A 17,634-nucleotide genomic window follows, 5' to 3' on the forward strand; every position below is an offset into this window, starting at 1 on the left:
CGAGGCCCGGTCCCGCGGCGTACCGCAGGACCGGGCCTCGTCCGGGGCGACCGCCGTCGTGCGGCCGCGACGGGTCGATCAGAGGTTGATCATGTGCCCTGCGAGGCCGTGCACGGCCTCCTGGACCGACTCCGACAGGGTCGGGTGGGTGTGCACGTTGCGCGCCACCTCGTCGGCCGTGAGGTCCCACTTCTGGGCCAGGGTGAGCTCGGGCAGCATCTCCGAGACGTCCGGGCCGATCATGTGGGCGCCGAGCAGCTCGTTGTACGTGGAGTCCGCGACGAGCTTGACGAAGCCGGCGGTCTCGCCCAGGCCGTGGGCCTTGCCGTTGGCCATGAACGGGAACTTCGACACCTTGACGTCGTAGCCCTCGTCCTTGGCCTGCGCCTCGGTGAGGCCGAAGGAGGCGACCTGCGGCGAGCAGAACGTCGCGCGCGGCATCATGCGGTAGTCGCCGAGCGTCATGGTCTCGGCGCCGGCGATCGTCTCGGCCGCGACGACGCCCATGGCCTCGGCCACGTGGGCGAGCATGAGCTTCGCGGTGACGTCACCGATGGCGAAGACGTGCGGCACGTTGGTGCGCATGTGGTCGTCGATCGCGATCGCGCCGCGCTCGTCGAGCTGCACGCCGGTGTTCTCCAGGCCGAAGCCCTCCACCGCCGGCGCGAAGCCGACCGCCATGAGGACCTTGTCGACCTCGAGCGAGCCGGGCTTGTCGTCCTTGACGCCCTTGTAGTCGACGGTGACCGAGGAGCCGTTGTCCTTGACGGACTGCACCGCGGTCGAGGTGAGGATCTTGATGCCGAGCTTCTTGTACTGCTTGGCGATCTCCTTGGAGACCTCGGCGTCCTCGTTCGGCAGGGCGCGGTCGAGGAACTCCACGATCGTGACGTCCACGCCGTAGTTCTTCATGACGTAGGCGAACTCCATGCCGATGGCGCCGGCGCCCACGATGGCGATCGACGACGGCAGCTCGCGCGTCATGATCTGCTTCTCGTAGGTCACGACGTTCTCGGAGAGCTCGACGCCCGGGAGGAGCTTGACCTGCGAGCCGGTCGCGATGATCACGTCGTCGCCGGTCACGGTCTCGGTGCCGCCGTCGTTCAGCGCCACCTCGATCGTGTTCGCGTCACGGAAGGTGCCGCGGCCGTCGTACTCGGTGATCTTGTTCTTCTTCATGAGGAAGTGGACGCCCTTGGTGCGGCCGTCCGCGACCTCGCGGGACCGGTCGAACGCCTTGCCGAAGTCGAAGCTCACGTCCCCCGACATGCCGAAGTAGTCGGCCTGGTCGTGGAAGATGTGCGCCAGCTCGGCGTTGCGCAGGAGAGCCTTGGAGGGGATGCAGCCCACGTTGAGGCACACACCACCCCAGTACTTCTCCTCGATGATGGCGACGGACTTGCCGAGCTGTGCCGCGCGGATGGCGGCGACGTAGCCGCCGGGGCCAGCTCCAAGGAGGACGACGTCGTAGTGGGAAGCCATGGGCCCCAGCCTATGGGTGCGCGCGAGTGCGTGCGTTGTGACGTCTGTCGCAACGGCGCGTCCGGCTGCCGGACGGCCCCTCAGCGCACGGAGTCGACGCCGGCGTTGGCGAGCTGGTCGGCGCGCTCGTTGCCGGGGTCGCCCGCGTGGCCCTTGACCCAGACCCAGCGCACGTCGTGCTCGGCGACCTCGGCGTCCAGGGCCTGCCACAGGTCGACGTTCTTGACGGGCTTCTTGGCCGACGTCTGCCAGCCGTTGCGCTTCCAGCCGGCGATCCACGACTTCATGCCGTTCATGACGTACTGGGAGTCGACGTGCAGCGTGACCTCGCTGGGTCCCTTGAGCGCCCGCAGGGCCTCGACGACGGCCGTCAGCTCCATGCGGTTGTTCGTGGTGACCTTCTCGCCGCCGAACAGCTCCTTGCTGTGCTCCCCGGAACGCAGCAGGGCGCCCCATCCCCCGAGACCGGGGTTGCCCTTGCAGGCGCCGTCGGTCCAGATCTCCACGGTCGGCTTGTCGCTCACCGGGTCACCCTACGTCCCGGCCCCCCGCCGCCGTCACCGACGAGCATGTGCATCCGGCCCTCGTCGGGCCGGACGGTGTGGGGGGCGCGCCCGGTGTCGGAGGGCGTGCCTACCGTGACGGGCATGAGGTTCGGGTTCGTCAGCAGCTTCGGCACACCGGTCCAGCACGTGGAGCTCGCCCGCGCGTGCGAGGAGCACGGCTGGGACGGCTTCTTCACCTGGGACGGCGTCAGCCTGGGCGAGCTCGGCGAGGGCGCCGTGGCGACGTGGGACCCGTTCGGGATCCTCGCTGCCGCGGCGGCGGTCACCGAACACGTCACGCTGGGGGCGATGGTCTTCGCGCTTCCCCGGCACCGACCGTGGGAGCTGGCCCAGCGGGCGCTGACGGTCGACCACCTGTCCGGGGGCCGTCTCGTGCTGCCCGTGGGCGTGGGTGTCACCGACGACCGCGGCTTCAGCTCGGTGCCGGGGCAGCCGCTCGCCCTGAGGGACCGCGCCGCCGCCCTCGACGAGACGCTGGCCTGGCTCGAGCGCTCCTGGACGGGAGAGCCCTTCGCCGCCGAGGGCGAGCACGTCCGCACCGGTGAGTTCCAGTTCCCCCAGCGGCCCGTCGCGGGCCGCATCCCCGTGTGGCCGGTCGGCGTCTGGGACGCCGCCCGGCCTCCGGTGGCGAACCTGCGCCGCGCGCTGCGCTGGGACGGCGTCGTCCCCCAGCTGCGCGGCACGGCCGAGGTGCCGGGGCCCGACGACGTCGAGGGGCTCGTCGCCTGGATCGAGGCGGAGCGGTCCCGGCAGGACGACGCCGGGCGTCCGTTCGACGTCGTGGTGCAGGGTCGCCTGCCCGACGACGGCGCCGCAGCCGCGGAGCTCGTCGCGGCCCTGCGGGAAGCGGGCGCGACGTGGTGGGTCGAGTCGCGCTGGGACCCGGCCGAGGCCACGCCGGAGTCGCTCCTGGCCCGCGTGCGTCAGGGGCCACCGGCGTCGTGACACGAACGAGCGTGCTGCGGGGCCACGTCATCACGTCGGACGACGCACCCCCGCAGCACGCTCGTGGCGCTCGGAGCGGTCAGGCCACCGGACGCGCCGGCTCGATCTCGACCTTCGGCAGGTGCTTGGCCGGCAGCGTCGTCGGGCGCCAGGACGACCGCGACGCCTCGTAGGCGGAGATGTCCTCCTCGTGCTGCAGAGTGAGGCCGATGTCGTCGAGCCCCTCCATCAGCCGCCAGCGGGTGTAGTCGTCGATCTGGAACGGCACGGTGACGTCGTCGGCGTGCACGCTGCGCTGCTCCAGGTCGACCGTGACCTCGGTGCCCGGCTTGGTCTCGAGGATCTTCCAGAGCAGCTCGATGTCGTCCTGGGCGACCATGCCGGCCACGAGGCCCTGCTTGCCCGAGTTGCCGCGGAAGATGTCGGCGAACCGGGAGGCCAGCACGACGCGGAAGCCGTAGTCCTTCAGCGCCCACACGGCGTGCTCGCGCGAGGAGCCCGTGCCGAAGTCCGGACCGGCCACGAGCACCGAGCCGTTGCGGTAGGCATCCTGGTTGAGGACGAACGACTCGTCGCCGCGCCAGGCGGCGAACAGCGCGTCCTCGAAGCCCGTGCGCGTGACCCGCTTGAGGTACACGGCGGGGATGATCTGGTCGGTGTCGACGTTGCTGCGGCGCAGCGGGACCCCGACGCCGGTGTGGGTGACGATCTTCTCCATGAGGGTTCTCCTGTCGGAAGGGCGCGGGGCGGGCTCAGACGAACGACGGCGCGGTCAGCGGCGCCAGCGGGGACCCGTCGAACGTGGTCAGGTCGACGTCCTCGCCCAGGTCGAGGTCGGCAACGGAGGACAGCGTGCCGCGCACGGCGGTCGCGGCCGCCACCAGCGGCGAGACCAGGTGCGTGCGGCCGCCCTTGCCCTGGCGGCCCTCGAAGTTGCGGTTCGACGTCGAGGCGGCCCGCTCCCCCGGCTGCAGCTGGTCGGGGTTCATGCCGAGGCACATCGAGCACCCGGCGTTGCGCCACTCGGCGCCGAAGTCCTTGAAGACGACGTCCAGGCCCTCGGCCTCGGCCTGCAGGCGCACGCGGGCCGACGCCGGCACGACGAGCACGCGGACGTCGTCGGCCTTGGTGCGGCCCTGGAGGACCTTGGCGACCGACCGCAGGTCCTCGATGCGCCCGTTGGTGCACGAGCCGATGAACACCGTGTCCACGGCGATGTCGCGCAGCGGGGTGCCGGGCTCGAGGCCCATGTACTCCAGGGACCGCTCGGCGGCGACGCGCTCGCCCTCCTCGGCGATCTCGGCGGGCACGGGCACGGAGGCGGACAGCGGCAGGCCCTGACCGGGGTTGGTGCCCCAGGTGACGAACGGCTCGAGGTCGGCGGCCTCGAGGACCACCTCGGCGTCGAACTCGGCGTCGTCGTCGCTGCGCAGCGTGCTCCAGTACTCGACGGCGGCGTCCCAGTCCTCCCCCTCGGGGGCGTGCGGGCGGCCCTGGAGGTACTCGAAGGTCGTCTCGTCCGGGGCGATCATGCCGGCGCGGGCCCCGGCCTCGATGGACATGTTGCAGATGGTCATCCGCGCCTCCATCGAGAGCTGCCGGATGGCCTCGCCGCGGTACTCGAGCACGTAGCCCTGTCCGCCGCCGGTGCCGATCTTGGCGATGATCGCCAGGATGATGTCCTTGGAGGTGGTGCCGGGCGGCAGGTCGCCGTTGACGGTGATCGCCATCGTCTTGAACGGGGCGAGCGGCAGCGTCTGGGTCGCCAGCACGTGCTCGACCTCGGAGGTGCCGATGCCGAACGCGAGAGCGCCGAAGGCCCCGTGGGTCGAGGTGTGAGAGTCGCCGCAGACCACGGTCAGCCCCGGCATCGTCAGGCCGAGCTGCGGGCCCACCTGGTGGACGATGCCCTGGTCGGCGTCGCCGAGGGAGTGGATGCGCACGCCGAACTCGGCGGCGTTGTTGCGCAGCGTGTCGATCTGGGTCCGGCTCGTCGGGTCGGCGATCGGCAGATCGATGTCGAGGGTGGGGGTGTTGTGGTCCTCGGTCGCGATCGTCAGGTCGGGCCGGCGCACGGGCCGGCCGGCCAGGCGCAGACCTTCGAAGGCCTGCGGGCTGGTGACCTCGTGCACCAGGTGCAGGTCGATGTAGAGCAGGTCCGGTGCCCCGTCGGTGCCCTGGCGCACCAGGTGCGCCTCCCAGACCTTCTCTGCCAGCGTGCCGGCCATGGCGAGCTCCTCGTCCGCCGCCCCGGGGCGGCTGTCGTTCATTCCATCGTCCGCGATCTGACGTCCTGGCGGGAGGCCCCGGACCTGAGAACTTGCAATCTCAGTACGCGAGACGTCAGTATCGACCTATGGACGATACTAGCGGAGTCGGCGTACTGGACAAGGCCGCGTCCGTACTGGGCGCACTGGAGGCCGGTCCGGCCACCCTCGCGCAGCTGGTCGCCTCGACCGGCCTGGCGCGTCCGACCGCGCACCGCCTCGCGGTCGCGCTCGAGCACCATCGGTTCGTGGCGCGCGACATGCAAGGCCGTTTCGTGCTCGGTCCCCGGCTCAACGAGCTGGCGACCGCGGCCGGGGAGGACCGGCTGCTCGCCGCGGCGAACCCCGTGCTCACGGCGCTGCGGGACCACACCGGGGAGAGCGCTCAGCTCTATCGCCGACAGGGTGACCACCGCGTGTGCGTGGCCGCCGCCGAGCGGCCGGTCGGCCTGCGCGACTCCATCCCGGTCGGGGCCACCCTGACGATGCACGCGGGCTCCGCGGCGCAGATCCTGCTCGCGTGGGAGGAGCCGGACCGCCTGCACCGCGGGCTGCGCGAGGCCGTCTTCACCGCGACGATCCTGTCGGGCGTCCGACGCCGCGGCTGGGCCCAGTCCGTCTCCGAGCGCGAGCTCGGGGTGGCCTCGGTCTCGGCACCGGTGCGCGGACCGTCGGGGCGGATCGTCGCCGCGGTCTCGGTCTCCGGTCCGGTCGAGCGACTGACCCGTCAGCCGGGCCGGCTGCACTCGGCCTCCGTGGTCGCGGCCGCGAACCGGCTCACCGAGGTCCTGCAGCGCGCCGGCGACTGACGGCGCGCCGACCCGATTGTCGCAAACATCACGTCGCGATCAGTAGGCTCATCCCGAGCGGGGCACCAACGTCCCGTCACCCGAGAGGCGTGAGGACCCGATGCCGGCCAAGGCCAAGACCCTGCTGATCTGGCTCGTCGTGATCTTCCTGATCTACGCGATCGTGACGAGCCCCGAGCGTGCTGCCGACATCGTCCAGGCCCTCTGGGACGTCATCGCGGGAGCCTTCGCCAGCTTCGGGGAGTTCCTCGCGAACCTGACGTCATGAACGGCGCGGACCCCGACCTCGCGGTCCGTCGGCACAGCCACCTGCGGCGCTACGTGCTGGCCGGCGAACGGGTGTCGGTGGCCACACGGCTGCACTGGGCCAAGCTGGTCGAGCCGATCGCGACGACGCTCGCCGCGACGGTGCTCGTGGCCTGGTTGCACTCCACGAGCGGGTCCGGACTCGTCTGGGTGCTGTGGCTGCTGCCCGCCGGGCGCCTCGTCGCCCGGTGGGCGGAGTGGCACTACGAGTGGTTCGTCGCGACCGACAAGCGCCTGCTCCTCACCTACGGGTTCATCATCCACAAGGTCGCGATGATGCCGCTGGCCAAGGTCACCGACATGGGCTACACCCGCACCCCGGTGGGCCAGGTGCTCGGCTACGGGCGCTTCGTCATGGAGTCCGCGGGCCAGGACCAGGCGCTGCGCCAGATCGACCACGTCCCCGACCCGGACCAGACCTATCGCACGCTGTGCGACACGATCTTCGCGCCGAAGCCGCCCCCGGGGAACGGCGGTAGCCCCTCGCCGCCGCCGGCGATCGCCCCGAGCGGCCGCGCCGCGCCGCGCCCGACGACGGCGGAGATCCCCGTCGTGCCCGTCGGGACGCCCGACCCCGCACCGGCGCCCCCGGCGGCGGCCACCGGTCGCGCCAGGCCCCTCGACGGCGGGGCGGACCCGCGGCCGACGACGGCGGACACCCGGCACCCGGGTCGCCGCGGCTGGATCCCGGCCCGGCGTCGGCCCGTGCACGACACCCCGCCGGACGCCGGAGACGGCGGACCGATCGTCCCGGACCCGTTCCTCTAGCTCGGTGCGGACCTGTTCCTCCACCGCCCGCCGGCCCTTTCCGCCGTCGTCCCGTCGCCGACGCGACCCCGGAGACGACGAAGGCCCGGTCCGCGAACGGACCGGGCCTTCGTGCTGGTACCCCCAGCGGGATTTGAACCCGCGTTACCGCCGTGAGAGGGCGGCGTCCTAGGCCGCTAGACGATGGGGGCCTATGGTTCGTCGACCAGGGCCGACTCGCCGGTGAGAACTCTAGCGCACCGCGGAGCCGGATCGGACCTCGCGAGATGTGAGATAGAGCGCTGCGCTGGGGTACCAGGACTCGAACCTAGACTAAGTGGACCAGAACCACTCGTGCTGCCAATTACACCATACCCCATGGTGTCCGGACCAAGCCTGACATATCCGACAATTGTCGGCGTGCCCTGCGTGGCCCAACGACCGGAAACATTACCCGACCGGCGCGCTGGAACCAAACCGGCCGGCGGGTGCCCTTCGTCACGTCGACCGACCGTCCGGCGGCCCGTCCGGAGGACGCCGACGGAGGCCGTCCGGAGGCAGGCGGAGGGCGATCCCTGGCAGGCTGGCCGCCATGACCCCCCACCCGGACCCCACGTCCCGCGCCGACCGAGCCGCCTCCTTCACCCGGGGCGCCGACGTCTACGCCCGTGTCCGTCCCGGATACCCCGCCGAGGCCGTGTCCTGGCTGCTGGAGGGGACGACCGGCCCCGTCCTCGACCTCGCCGCCGGCACCGGGCTCCTCACGCGCCGCCTCGTCGAGCTCGGGGCCGACGTCGTCGCCGTCGACCCGGCCGCCGCGATGCTCGAGGAGCTCTCGGCGGCGCTGCCGGGCGTGGACACCCGGACGGGGACCGCCGAGCGGATCCCGCTGGCCGACGCCGGCGTCGGGGCCGTCGTGGTCGGGCAGGCCTGGCACTGGTTCGACCCGCCGCGCGCCGCGGCGGAGATCGCCCGCGTCCTGCGCCCCGGCGGCACGCTCGGCGTGCTGACCAACGACCGCGACGAGCGGGTCGACTGGGTCGCCCGCTTCGGCGAGATCCTGCACGAGGGCGACTCCCTCGCTCCGGACTCGGCGCAGAGCGCGGCCCCGCCCGCGCTGGACGAGAGCTTCGGTCCGGCGGAGCGCTTCGAGCACTCCTGGCACCACCACCTGCCGACGGCGGAGCTCGGCCCGCTGGCCGACTCGCGCAGCTACGCCCTGACGCTGTCCCCGGAGGACCGCGAGCACCTCGTGCAGCGCGTCGAGGACCTCGCCGCGACCCACGCCGACCTGTCGGGCACCACCGAGGTGGCCCTGCCCTACGTCACGACGGCGTACCGAGCGCGACGGCGCTGAGCCGGCGGGCCGCCGCCGACAGCGGCGCGTCGGTGCGCCAGACCACCCGGAGCCGTCGGGTCAGGTCGAGCCCGTCGATCGGCACGGCGGCCAGACGGCCCGCCGCGACGTCCTCCGCCACCGTCAGGGCCGACAGCACCGCGACCGACCCGCCGTGCTGCACGGCGGCCTTCAGTGCTGCCGTAGAGCCCAGGGCGGGCAGGTGCTCGGGCAGCTCGCTCCCGGCGCCCGCCAGGGCCTGCTCGAGGATCTCGCGGGTGCCGGACCCGGTCTCGCGCAGCACGAGCCGGGCCGCGACCAGCTCCTCGGGGCCCACGCCGGCCCGGCCGGCCCACGGGTGGGCGGGGGCGACGACGGCGACCAGCTCGTCGTGCGCGATCGTCCGGCTGCGCAGCCCCCGGGCCACCGCAGGACTCTCGACGAAGCCGAGCTCGGCGTCACCGGCGAGCACCCGGGCGGTGACGTCCTGGGAGTTGCGCACCGTCAGCTCGATCTCCGGGGGGTCGGCGTCACCGGTCAGGAGTCCCAGCCAGCGCGGCACGAGGTACTCCGCGATCGTCAGGCTGGCCGCGACCCGCAGCGCCGAGGCCGCACCCGCTCGCATGCCCGCGACCGCCGTCTGGAAGCGGTCCGACGCCTCCACCACCTCGCGCGCCCAGCCTGCCGCGGCGCGGCCCGACGGGGTGAGCGCCGTGCCCCGCGCCCCGCGGCTCAGCAGCTCCAGGCCCAGGCGCTGCTCCAACCGGCGCAGACCGGCCGACGCGGTGGGCTGGGCGACGCCGAGGGACCGCGCGGCGGCGCTGATCGAGCCGTGGGTGTCGACGGCCACGAGCAGCTCGAGGGCCGCCATCGAGATGCGCTCTGCCATAGCGGCAGTCTATGGATGGATCAGCATCTGGGCCTACCGCGACCGAGGCCCTCCCCGCAGGCTGGGCCCATGACGCGACTCCTGCCCGGCCTCGCCCTGGCCGCCGCGGCGACCGCCGCGCTGCTGGGCCTGACCCCGGTCCTGGCGACCGCCGCCCCGTCGCTGTCACCCCTCGTGCTCGCCCTGCTCGCAGGCGCCGCCGCCGGGTCGGTGCTCGGCGTGCTGGCCCGGCGCGCCCCGGGCGGCGCCACCGCCCGCGTGCGCGACGCCGTCGGCCCCGGCACCGCCTGGACGGCGCGGCACCTCCTGCGCGCCGGGGTGGTGCTGCTCGGGCTGCAGCTGTCCGTCGCGGACGTGCTCGGCCTGGGCTGGCGCGGGCTGGTGGTCGTGGCGGTCACGGTGGCCACGACGTTCGCCGGCACGCTCGCGATCGGACGGCGGCTGCGCGTCCCCCGGGACACCGCCCTGCTGGTGGCCACGGGGTTCTCCATCTGCGGGGCGGCGGCCGTCTCGGCCGTCAGCGGGGTGCTCGACCGGGCCCCGGCCCGCCCTGACCGCGCGCACCGGCACACTGGTGCGGACCGGCACACCGGTGCGGACCGGCCCCCGGACGGCCCCGTCGAGGACCTCGCCGGGTCGACCGGTGCCGCGCTGGCGATGGTCGCCCTGTTCGGGACCGCCGCCGTGCTCGTGCTCCCGCCGCTCGCCGACGCGCTGGGCCTGCGGGCGGAGCAGGCCGGTCTGTGGATCGGCGCGGGCGTCCAGGAGGTCGCCCAGGTCGTCGCCGCGGCCGGCGCGCTGCCCCTGGCCCCCGCGGCCGTGGCCACGGCCCTGGCCACCGCGACCGTCGCCAAGCTGGCCCGGGTCGTGCTGCTGGCACCGCTGGTGGCCGGCGTCGGCGCCGTGCGCGGCCGGCGGGTCGCCCTCGCGGCACCCGTCGGTGCACCGGTCCCGGCGGTCCGGACACGCACGGCGGGGCGCGATGGCCCGGCCCTGGTCCCGGGGTTCGTCGTCGGCTTCCTCGTCGCCGTCGGTCTGCGCAGCCTCGGCGTCGTGCCGGACGCGGTCCTGGCCGCCGCCGGTCCTCTCGGCACCGGCCTGTTCGTCGCGGCGATGTTCTCCCTCGGGCTGGGTGTCGACGTGCCGCGGCTCGTGCGCAGCGGCGGCCGGACGCTGCTGCTCGGCGCGGCCTCCGCCGTCGTGGTCACCGGGACGTCGCTGGCCGCCGTCCTGCTCCTGGTCCCGTGAGCTCCGCGAACGCCTCGGCCAGCCCGGGCACGACGACGATCCCCGCGGCCCGCATCGCCGCGACGTCGGCGTCGTGCTCGTCGGCACGCCGGGCACCGGGCCGGTCCAGCCAGACGCCCACCAGGCCCGCCTCGTGCGCCCCCGTGGCGTCGACGCGCGGCTCGTCGCCCACGTAGGCCGTCCGCGGCGGGATCGTGCCGAGCCGGCGCGCACCCTCGACGAAGACGTCCGGGTGCGGCTTGCCGTAGCCCAGCGTGTCGACACCCACCAGCACGGGCAGGTCGAGCCCGACGACGGCGAGCTTGCGCTCCTGCAGCGCCACGCCCGCGTTCGTCACCACGCCGGTGGCCAGGCCCTGCGCGCGCAGCCGGTCGAGGAACGCCGCGGCGTCGTCGAACGCGCGCCACGACCGCTCGAAGGTGCCCCAGAACAGCTCGTCCCAGGCGTCGAAGGCGTCCTCCCCCACCGGAGCCCCGCCGAAGGTGCGGTGCAGCAGGTCGGCACGCAGCCGACGCTGGGTGCGGTGGTCGGTCTCGCCCCGGGTGTACCGGCGGTAGTGCCCGGCCGGGTCGGAGCGCCAGTGGTCCAGCACCGCCGCGTGGTCGACGTCCTCGGGCAGGTGCGCCTCGGCGACGGCACGCAGCGCCGCGGCGAAGGCCCCCTTGGTGTCCACGAGAGTGTCGTCGATGTCGAGCAGCACGCCGTCGACACGACCGGCGGCGACGCCGAACGCGGTCACTGCGCCGGTGCCTGGGGCGGGTTCTCGGCGAGGGTGGCCAGGGCGGCGTCGATCCGGCCGAGGGTCCGCTCGCGCCCGAGCACCTCGAGCGACTCGAACAGCGGCAGCCCGATCGTGCGCCCGGTGACAGCCACGCGCAAGGGTGCCTGCGCCTTGCCGAGCTTGAGGCCGTGCCACTCCCCCGCCGTGGCCACGGCGTTCTTCAGCGGCTCCGCCTCCCACGGCTCCAGCGTGGACAGCGTCGTGCGCACGTCCGTCAGGAGCTCGACGGCGCCGGGCTTCATCGCCTTCTTCCAGGACCGCTCGTCCTCGACGGGCCGGTCGAGGAACAGGAAGTCGACGTTGTCGGTGATGTCGCTGAGCAGCGCCACGCGGGACTGGGCCAGCGGCGCCACGGCGGCGAACGCGGCGGGGTCGAACTGCTCCTCGGCCCAGGGGGCGTGCGGGGCGCGCAGCCAGGGCCCGACGGCGGCGACGAACTCGTCGACGCTCAGCGCCCGGATGTACTCGCCGTTGAACGCCGCGAGCTTCTTGAGGTCGAAGAACGACGCGGCGCTGTTCACGTCCTCGATGCGGAACCGCTCGATCATCTCGTCGAACGGCAGGATCTCCTCGTCGTTTCCGGGCGCCCAGCCCAGCAGCATGAGGTAGTTGACCATCGCGGCCGGCAGGTAGCCCTCGGCGAGGTAGTCCTCGAGGGCCACCTTGTCCCGACGCTTGGAGAGCTTCTGGCGCTTCTCGTTGACGATGACGGGCAGGTGCGCCCACACGGGCGGCTCGGCGCCCAGCGCCTCCCACAGCAGCTGCTGCTTGGGCGTGTTGGACAGGTGCTCCTCGCCGCGGATGACGTGCGTGATGCCCTCGTCCAGGTCGTCCACGACGTTGGCGAGCAGGAAGACCGGCGAGCCGTCCCCCCGGGCCACGACGAAGTCCTCCATCGCGTCGTTGGGGAAGACCGGGTTGCCGCGGATCAGGTCGACGACCCGCGTCTCGCCGGTGTCCGGGGTGCGGAACCGCAGGGCGCGGCCGGGTGCCTCGGTCAGGCCGCGGTCGCGGCAGTACGCGTCGTAGCCGGAGTGCGGGTTGCCGGTCCGGGCGGCGACGTCGTCGCGGGTGCAGTCGCAGTAGTACGCGCTGCCGGACTCCAGCAGGCGAGCGAGTGCTTCGCGGTGCTTGTCGACGTTCGCGGACTGGAAGTACGGACCCTCGAACGTCGGGTCGTCGGCGTGCATGCCGAGCGCCGCGTGGGCGGCGAGGATGCCGTCGACCCACTCGGGCTTGTTGCGCGAGGCGTCGGTGTCCTCGATGCGCAGCACGAACGTCCCGCCGGTCTGCTTGGCGACGGCCCAGTTGAACAGCGCGGAGCGCGCGCCGCCGACGTGGAACATGCCGGTCGGGGACGGGGCGAAGCGGACACGGACGGAGGAGGTACCTGCTGCGGGGATCACGCGCACAGCCTAGTTGGCCGACGGCGCCGGGTCGCCCGGGGTCCGCCTCAGCGGGCGAAGACCCAGTGGTGGTCGAACGCGAACCGCTCGGTGCGCACCCGCCGCAGCCCGGCGTCCGTGGCCGCGCGCGCGACCTCGGCCGGTTCGTGGACGCGGAAGCGCCAGTCGCTGCCCCGCACGCGCGGGTAGACGTTGAGCACGCGTGCCGCGGCCCGCATCCACCAGGTGTGCCGCGGGAACGCGAGCACCAGGTACTGCCGGGTCCGGTCCGCGGCCGCGGTGACCAGCGCCCGGGCGTCCGGGTAGCAGCAGACCACGCTGTGCAGCGCGACGACATCGGCCGGGCCGGCCAGGTCCGGGTGCGTCACCAGGTCGCCGGTGCGGCGGCGCACCCGGTCCGCCAGCCCGGCGTCCGCCAGCAGCCGGGCCGCGACGGCGTCGTACCCGGTCGACATGTCCACGCAGGTGGCACGCTCGACGCCGGCCCGCAGCATCTCCAGCGAGAAGTCCCCGACCCCGCTCCCGACCTCCAGGAGCGTCGCTCCGCCGATCACGCCGGAGCGGTAGAGCTCCACGGTGCGCCGGGGCAGCGTGGTCAGCCCCGAGCGCGCGTACCGCGCCGCGGCGCGCCGGGCCTCCCGGTCGTCGAAGACCTTCTCGTACCCCTGCGGCTCGCAGCACGCCGACATCGCGGCCCCCGGTCAGTCCTCGCGCCGGACCACGGGGTTGGCCAGGACGCCGATCTCCTCGACCTCGCACTCGACGCGGTCGCCGGACTCGATCCGGCCCACCCCGGCCGGCGTACCGGTCAGCAGCACGTCCCCGGGCAGCAGCGTCATGGCCTTGGAGGCGTAGGAGATCAGGTAGTCGACGTCGAAGATCATCTCGGCGGTGCGGCCGTCCTGCTTGGTCTCGCCGTTGACGCGGGAGACGACGCCGACGTCCTCGGGGTTCAGGTCGGTCTCGATCCACGGCCCCAGCGGGCAGGCGGTGTCGAAGCCCTTGGCCCGCGCCCACTGGTCGTCGGTGCGCTGGGCGTCGCGCGCCGTGACGTCGTTGGCGACGGTGTACCCCAGCACGTAGGCGCGGGCGTTCTCCGGCTCGACGTCCTTGCACGGCTTGGAGATGACGACGGCGAGCTCGGCCTCGTAGGAGACCTCGGAGGTCCACTCCGGCAGCACGATCGGGTCGTCCGGGCCCACCACCGAGGTGTTGGGCTTGAAGAACAGCAGCGGCGACGTCGGCGGCTCGCCGCCCATCTCCCGCACGTGGTCCAGGTAGTTGCGCCCGACGGCGACGACCTTCGAGCGCGGGATCACGGGCGACAGCAGGCGCACCCCGTCGCCGAGCTCGATCCGCTCGCCGGTCGGCATGGCGGGCATGGACAGCGGGTCGCCGCTGAGGACGGCCAGGTAGGTCCTGTCGCCCTCGGTCTGGACAAATCCGAAGCGGGGGTCGTCACCGGTGGTGAATCTCGCGATACGCACGGCTCCAGGCTAGCGGGCGCGGCGAGCCGGGACCTGCCGCCACACCCCCGCAGGGGGAGGCGACGAAACCGCGACGCCGCTAGCCTGCTGTGATCGGACCCTGCGACCGGAGGACGACGATGAGCACGCCGCACGATCCCCCCGAACCGCACCAGCCCGGGACGCCGCAGCAGCCCTCGTCGTCCGGTGGCGCGTCCGACCCGTACGGCGCGCCGCCCCCGCCCGGTGGCACCCCCGCGCAGGGCCCCTCCGGACCCGGCCAGGCGCCGGGCCGGCAGCCGACCTACCCCGGACAGGCGCCCGGCGGTACCAGCGGCGCCCAGGGCGACGGCGGTGCGCCGGGCTACTCCGGGTACGGCGGTGCCCAGGGGTACGGCGGTGCCCAGGGCTACGGCGGTGGATACGGCGGCGCGCAGGGCTACTCCGGGTACGGCGCCGCGCCGCCGCGCCCGCCCTCGGAGCGCAAGGGGCTCGCGATCGCCGCGCTGGTGCTGGGCATCCTGGCGCTGCTCGGCAGCTGGATCCCGTTCGTCAACATCGGCGCGATCCTGCTCGGCGTCATCGGCCTGGTGCTGGGCATCGTCGCCCTGGTCCAGGTGTCGAAGGGGACGGCCGGCGGCAAGGCCATGGCGATCGTCGGCGCCGCGCTGTCGGCGTTCGCCGTCGTCGTGTCGATCGTCGTCACCGTGTTCGTCGTGCTGGCCATCGAGGAGCAGGCGCCCGCGATCCAGCAGGAGCTGGAGCGTCAGCTCGAGGAGCAGGGCTTGTCGGACGAGGAGATCGACGAGCTCCTGGGCGAGTGACCCCGGCCCGGACCGCTCAGGCCCGGGCCAGCACCTCGCCGTGCAGCACGGCGAACCAGCCGTCCGGCGCCTGGGCCCAGGTCCGCCAGTCGTGGGCGAGCTGCTCGAGCGCGACGTCGTCGGCCAGGTTCGACTCCTGGGCCTGGCGCGCGAAGTTCGACTCCACGCACCGCTCGGCCCAGACCTGCCCCCACCACTCGCGGTCGGTGGGCGTGGCGTAGCACCACGACGACGCGCTGGGCACCGTGCCGGCCACGTCGAACCCGGCCTGCAGCACCCACGAGAAGAGCCGGCGCCCGGCGTCCGGCTCGAAACCGTAGGCGCGCGTGACCTCGTGGTAGAGCGTGTTCCACTCCGTCAGTCCCGGCGACTCCGGGTACCAGGCCATCGCCGCGTAGTCGGCGTCGCGCGCCGCGACGAGGCCGCCCGGCTTGGTGACGCGCTTCATCTCGCGCAGCGCGGCGACGGGGTCGGACAGGTGCTGCAGCAGCTGGTGGGCGTAGACGACGTCGAAGGTGTCGTCGTCGAACGGCAGCTCGTAGGCGTTGGCCTGCTCGAACCGGACGTTCGACGCCCCGAGAGCGTCGGCGTGCGCCTGGGCCGCCTCGAGCACCGTCGCCGAGGCGTCGACGCCCACGACCTTGCCCCCGGCGAGCACCCGCCCCAGGTCCGTCGTCACGGTCCCGGGGCCGCAGCCGACGTCGAGCAGGTGCATGTCGTCCTTCAGGTGCGGCAGCAGGAAGCCGGCGGAGTTCTGCGCCGTCCGCGCACGGTGGGCGCGCAGCACGGACTCGTGGTGGCCGTGCGTGTACGACTCGGACTCCTGGCTGGGCACGGTCTGGTGGAAGCTCGGCGCCTCGATGGCGTCGGACAACGCCGCCCCGGACGGCTCGTCGGAGGCGTTCCCGTTCGGGCCGTCGGCCGGGCTGCCCAGGCTCGGGGGCTCCGGGAAGTCGGGCTCGGCACCGTGCGGCAGATCGCTCATGACGCCAACCTAGTGACAACACCGTGTCAGGACATCCCGTTTCTCACGAGGCGGGACGACTGGCAGGATCGCTGCCATGGCCACGGTGCGCGAACGTCTTCTCGGCGGTCCGGCGCGCGTGGTCGGGCTCGATGTGGCCCGCGGGCTGGCCGTGCTCGGCATGTTCACGGCGCACGTCGGTGTGATCGACGACTCGACGCTGTGGCTCACCATCGCCGACGGCCGGTCGTCGGTGCTGTTCGCGCTGGTCGCCGGGGTGTCGCTCGCCCTCGTCACCGGCGGTCCCCGCCCGGTGGCCGGCGACGCGCTGGTCCACGCCCGGGCGCGGCTGCTGGTGCGCGCGGTCCTGCTCCTGGCCCTCGTGGCGCTGCTGGACCTGCTGGGCACCCGCGTCCTGCTCATCCTCGGCTTCTACGCGACCTACTTCGTCCTGGCGCTGCCGTTCGTGACGTGGGGGCCGCGGCGGCTGGCCCTGGCCGCGGTCGTGGTGGCCGTCGTCGGGCCTCCGCTGGCCCACTGGGGCCCGGTGGCCCTGACACGGGCCGGGCTGCACCTGCCCGACGACGGCTCGGGCGCGGTGACGGACTTCCTGCTCACGGGCCACTACCCCGCCGTGGTGTGGATGGCGTACGTGTTCGCCGGCATGGCCGTGGGGCGGTGCGACCTGTCCTCGGCCCGGCTGCGCCGCGGGCTGGTGCTCGGAGGCCTGGGGGCGGTGGTCGTGGGCAACCTGCTGTCCGCCGAGGTCGTGGACCGCTTCGGCGGCCCGACCGCGGTGCGCGAGCAGGTCGAGTCGACCTCCGTGCCCGGGTGGGCCTGGGGCGACCCCTGGCCGACGGCGGCCTATCTGGCCCTGCCCGGCCCCCACGAGGAGAGCTGGCTCGAGGTGCTGGCCACCGGCGGCTTCGCGCTGGCCGTGCTGGGGCTGTGCCTGGCCGTGGGGGGCGTCGGGGCGTGGGTGCTGTCCCCGCTCGCGGCCGTGGGGTCGTTGGCCCTGACGGTCTACTCGCTGCAGATCGTGGCGATCTGGCACGGGGACCTGATCGACGCCGAGACCAACGGGCCGCTGCTGGCGATGATCGGGGTCTCGCTGCTCGCGGCCACCCTGTGGCGGCTGTGGCTCGGGCGCGGACCCCTGGAGCGGTTGTTCACCGCGGTGGCGCGACGCACCGCTCCCCCGCCGCCGCGCCAGGCCGCCGTCGGACCGGAGGAGTGACCGTTCGACCCGCCGTGAGGGGCCGAAGGGCCCTGGTCTGCATCTCCGAGCGCGGCATAGCGTCGAGGAAGGACAGGAGAAGGTGAGCGCCATGGAGACCGACCGTGACGAGCTGGCGCGACGACGGGCGAAGTATGCGACGGGACTGCTGTGGCACGTCGGCGCTTTCGTCATCATCAACGTGTTCTTCTGGGTGCTCGACCTGGCGCTCGGCCCGCCCGGCGCGACCTGGGCCTTCTGGGTCACGGGGTTCTGGGGACTCGGCCTGGCGTTCCACCTGCTGGCGTTCCTCATCGACGGCCGGCAGGTCGAGGACCGTCTCACACGGAAGTACGAGCAGCGCCAGGACCGGTGACACGGC

The 17,634-nt window shown here is 73.4% G+C and carries 19 protein-coding genes and 2 tRNA genes; 9 read left to right on the top strand and 12 right to left on the bottom strand.

The features are described from left to right. Nucleotides 1-78 precede the first annotated feature (78 nt). Nucleotides 79-1,482: a dihydrolipoyl dehydrogenase gene (gene lpdA, locus V5O49_RS16665; protein WP_332903203.1), complete on the bottom strand. Its 1,404-nt coding sequence runs from the start codon at nucleotides 1,480-1,482 to the stop codon at nucleotides 79-81. Nucleotides 1,483-1,562: 80 nt separating this feature from the next. Then, a complete protein-coding gene (gene rnhA, locus V5O49_RS16670) occupies nucleotides 1,563-2,006 on the bottom strand; it encodes a ribonuclease HI (protein WP_278234930.1) in 444 nt (147 codons plus the stop codon). A 123-nt stretch (nucleotides 2,007-2,129) separates the two neighbouring features. Here rnhA and V5O49_RS16675 point away from each other — a divergent pair, with 123 nt between their 5' ends. Further along, the gene (locus tag V5O49_RS16675; RefSeq protein WP_332903204.1) at nucleotides 2,130-2,993 is read left to right on the top strand and encodes an LLM class flavin-dependent oxidoreductase; all 864 of its coding nucleotides are present in this window, start codon (nucleotides 2,130-2,132) and stop codon (nucleotides 2,991-2,993) included. A gap of 79 nt (nucleotides 2,994-3,072) precedes the next feature. Here the strand turns inward: V5O49_RS16675 and leuD are convergent, their stop codons facing one another. Then, complete coding sequence (gene leuD, locus V5O49_RS16680) at nucleotides 3,073-3,711, bottom strand: 3-isopropylmalate dehydratase small subunit (protein ID WP_332903205.1); 639 nt, start codon at nucleotides 3,709-3,711, stop codon at nucleotides 3,073-3,075. 34 nt (nucleotides 3,712-3,745) lie between these two features. After that, entirely contained in the window at nucleotides 3,746-5,221 is a 1,476-nt protein-coding gene (gene leuC, locus V5O49_RS16685) for a 3-isopropylmalate dehydratase large subunit (protein WP_332903253.1), read from the bottom strand. A gap of 128 nt (nucleotides 5,222-5,349) precedes the next feature. Here leuC and V5O49_RS16690 point away from each other — a divergent pair, with 128 nt between their 5' ends. The 3 genes from V5O49_RS16690 (at nucleotide 5,350) to V5O49_RS16700 (ending at nucleotide 7,143) form a co-directional block, all read left to right on the top strand. Continuing rightward, nucleotides 5,350-6,069, top strand: coding sequence for an IclR family transcriptional regulator (locus V5O49_RS16690; protein WP_332903206.1), 720 nt, complete (start codon nucleotides 5,350-5,352; stop codon nucleotides 6,067-6,069). Between the two features lie 100 nt (nucleotides 6,070-6,169). Further along, nucleotides 6,170-6,337 carry a hypothetical protein gene (locus tag V5O49_RS16695; RefSeq protein ID WP_278234934.1) on the top strand — a complete coding sequence of 56 codons (168 nt, stop codon included), beginning with the start codon at nucleotides 6,170-6,172 and terminating at the stop codon, nucleotides 6,335-6,337. Further along, nucleotides 6,334-7,143 carry a PH domain-containing protein gene (locus V5O49_RS16700; protein ID WP_332903207.1) on the top strand — a complete coding sequence of 270 codons (810 nt, stop codon included), beginning with the start codon at nucleotides 6,334-6,336 and terminating at the stop codon, nucleotides 7,141-7,143. The genes V5O49_RS16695 and V5O49_RS16700 overlap by 4 nt, the downstream gene beginning before the upstream one ends. A 115-nt stretch (nucleotides 7,144-7,258) precedes the next feature. Here V5O49_RS16700 and V5O49_RS16705 read toward each other — a convergent pair. Together V5O49_RS16705 and V5O49_RS16710 are read right to left on the bottom strand one after the other, a co-directional pair. Continuing rightward, nucleotides 7,259-7,334 (bottom strand) — tRNA-Glu (locus tag V5O49_RS16705). Nucleotides 7,335-7,429: 95 nt separating this feature from the next. Continuing rightward, nucleotides 7,430-7,501, bottom strand: a tRNA-Gln gene (locus tag V5O49_RS16710). 213 nt (nucleotides 7,502-7,714) lie between these two features. Between V5O49_RS16710 and V5O49_RS16715 the strand changes: the two genes are divergently transcribed. Beyond that, nucleotides 7,715-8,479: a class I SAM-dependent methyltransferase gene (locus V5O49_RS16715; protein ID WP_332903208.1), complete on the top strand. Its 765-nt coding sequence runs from the start codon at nucleotides 7,715-7,717 to the stop codon at nucleotides 8,477-8,479. Here V5O49_RS16715 and V5O49_RS16720 read toward each other — a convergent pair. Continuing rightward, entirely contained in the window at nucleotides 8,448-9,347 is a 900-nt protein-coding gene (locus tag V5O49_RS16720; protein ID WP_332903209.1) for a LysR family transcriptional regulator, read from the bottom strand. The genes V5O49_RS16715 and V5O49_RS16720 overlap by 32 nt on opposite strands. 69 nt (nucleotides 9,348-9,416) lie before the next feature. Between V5O49_RS16720 and V5O49_RS16725 the strand changes: the two genes are divergently transcribed. Further along, nucleotides 9,417-10,595 carry a YeiH family protein gene (locus V5O49_RS16725; protein ID WP_332903210.1) on the top strand — a complete coding sequence of 393 codons (1,179 nt, stop codon included), beginning with the start codon at nucleotides 9,417-9,419 and terminating at the stop codon, nucleotides 10,593-10,595. Here the strand turns inward: V5O49_RS16725 and V5O49_RS16730 are convergent. Genes V5O49_RS16730 through V5O49_RS16745 form a run of 4 tightly spaced genes read right to left on the bottom strand, consistent with a single transcriptional unit; the run spans nucleotide 10,552 to nucleotide 14,269 of the window. Next, on the bottom strand, nucleotides 10,552-11,334 hold the full coding sequence (locus V5O49_RS16730; protein WP_278234939.1) for an HAD family hydrolase: 783 nt from the start codon (nucleotides 11,332-11,334) through the stop codon (nucleotides 10,552-10,554). The genes V5O49_RS16725 and V5O49_RS16730 overlap by 44 nt on opposite strands. Further along, a complete protein-coding gene (gltX, locus tag V5O49_RS16735) occupies nucleotides 11,331-12,782 on the bottom strand; it encodes a glutamate--tRNA ligase (RefSeq protein WP_332903211.1) in 1,452 nt (483 codons plus the stop codon). Before gltX ends, V5O49_RS16730 begins: the two co-directional genes overlap by 4 nt. Nucleotides 12,783-12,829: 47 nt before the next feature. Then, nucleotides 12,830-13,471, bottom strand: coding sequence for a class I SAM-dependent methyltransferase (locus V5O49_RS16740; protein WP_332903212.1), 642 nt, complete (start codon nucleotides 13,469-13,471; stop codon nucleotides 12,830-12,832). Nucleotides 13,472-13,483: 12 nt separating this feature from the next. Then, the gene (locus tag V5O49_RS16745) at nucleotides 13,484-14,269 is read right to left on the bottom strand and encodes a fumarylacetoacetate hydrolase family protein (RefSeq protein WP_278234942.1); all 786 of its coding nucleotides are present in this window, start codon (nucleotides 14,267-14,269) and stop codon (nucleotides 13,484-13,486) included. Between the two features lie 119 nt (nucleotides 14,270-14,388). Between V5O49_RS16745 and V5O49_RS16750 the strand changes: the two genes are divergently transcribed. After that, nucleotides 14,389-15,072 (top strand): DUF4190 domain-containing protein, encoded by a 684-nt coding sequence (locus V5O49_RS16750; RefSeq protein WP_332903213.1) that lies wholly within the window; start codon nucleotides 14,389-14,391, stop codon nucleotides 15,070-15,072. 16 nt (nucleotides 15,073-15,088) lie between these two features. On the opposite strand, the gene V5O49_RS16755 is transcribed toward V5O49_RS16750, so the two are convergent. Next, nucleotides 15,089-15,907 carry a methyltransferase domain-containing protein gene (locus tag V5O49_RS16755; protein ID WP_278237509.1) on the bottom strand — a complete coding sequence of 273 codons (819 nt, stop codon included), beginning with the start codon at nucleotides 15,905-15,907 and terminating at the stop codon, nucleotides 15,089-15,091. Nucleotides 15,908-16,133: 226 nt separating this feature from the next. Here V5O49_RS16755 and V5O49_RS16760 point away from each other — a divergent pair, with 226 nt between their 5' ends. Both V5O49_RS16760 and V5O49_RS16765 read left to right on the top strand, forming a co-directional pair. Beyond that, on the top strand, nucleotides 16,134-17,273 hold the full coding sequence (locus V5O49_RS16760) for a heparan-alpha-glucosaminide N-acetyltransferase domain-containing protein (RefSeq protein ID WP_332903214.1): 1,140 nt from the start codon (nucleotides 16,134-16,136) through the stop codon (nucleotides 17,271-17,273). Nucleotides 17,274-17,364: 91 nt separating this feature from the next. Then, nucleotides 17,365-17,628 (top strand): 2TM domain-containing protein, encoded by a 264-nt coding sequence (locus V5O49_RS16765; RefSeq protein ID WP_332903215.1) that lies wholly within the window; start codon nucleotides 17,365-17,367, stop codon nucleotides 17,626-17,628. Nucleotides 17,629-17,634 lie beyond the last annotated feature (6 nt).

It is taken from the genome of Isoptericola haloaureus (genome assembly GCF_036689775.1).
Lineage (GTDB): Bacteria > Actinomycetota > Actinomycetes > Actinomycetales > Cellulomonadaceae > Isoptericola > Isoptericola haloaureus.

Bases quoted from the DNA above. Each gene is read 5' to 3' on its own strand.
- V5O49_RS16765 (WP_332903215.1), top strand. From the start codon at position 17,365: ATGGAGACCGACCGTGACGAGCTGGCGCGACGACGGGCGAAGTATGCG.
- V5O49_RS16700 (WP_332903207.1), top strand. From the start codon at position 6,334: ATGAACGGCGCGGACCCCGACCTCGCGGTCCGTCGGCACAGCCACCTG.
- V5O49_RS16725 (WP_332903210.1), top strand. From the start codon at position 9,417: ATGACGCGACTCCTGCCCGGCCTCGCCCTGGCCGCCGCGGCGACCGCC.
- V5O49_RS16750 (WP_332903213.1), top strand. From the start codon at position 14,389: ATGAGCACGCCGCACGATCCCCCCGAACCGCACCAGCCCGGGACGCCG.
- V5O49_RS16695 (WP_278234934.1), top strand. From the start codon at position 6,170: ATGCCGGCCAAGGCCAAGACCCTGCTGATCTGGCTCGTCGTGATCTTC.
- V5O49_RS16720 (WP_332903209.1), bottom strand. From the start codon at position 9,347: ATGGCAGAGCGCATCTCGATGGCGGCCCTCGAGCTGCTCGTGGCCGTC.
- leuD (WP_332903205.1), bottom strand. From the start codon at position 3,711: ATGGAGAAGATCGTCACCCACACCGGCGTCGGGGTCCCGCTGCGCCGC.
- V5O49_RS16715 (WP_332903208.1), top strand. From the start codon at position 7,715: ATGACCCCCCACCCGGACCCCACGTCCCGCGCCGACCGAGCCGCCTCC.
- V5O49_RS16760 (WP_332903214.1), top strand. From the start codon at position 16,134: ATGGCCACGGTGCGCGAACGTCTTCTCGGCGGTCCGGCGCGCGTGGTC.
- V5O49_RS16675 (WP_332903204.1), top strand. From the start codon at position 2,130: ATGAGGTTCGGGTTCGTCAGCAGCTTCGGCACACCGGTCCAGCACGTG.
- V5O49_RS16740 (WP_332903212.1), bottom strand. From the start codon at position 13,471: ATGTCGGCGTGCTGCGAGCCGCAGGGGTACGAGAAGGTCTTCGACGAC.
- lpdA (WP_332903203.1), bottom strand. From the start codon at position 1,482: ATGGCTTCCCACTACGACGTCGTCCTCCTTGGAGCTGGCCCCGGCGGC.
- V5O49_RS16690 (WP_332903206.1), top strand. From the start codon at position 5,350: ATGGACGATACTAGCGGAGTCGGCGTACTGGACAAGGCCGCGTCCGTA.
- leuC (WP_332903253.1), bottom strand. From the start codon at position 5,221: ATGGCCGGCACGCTGGCAGAGAAGGTCTGGGAGGCGCACCTGGTGCGC.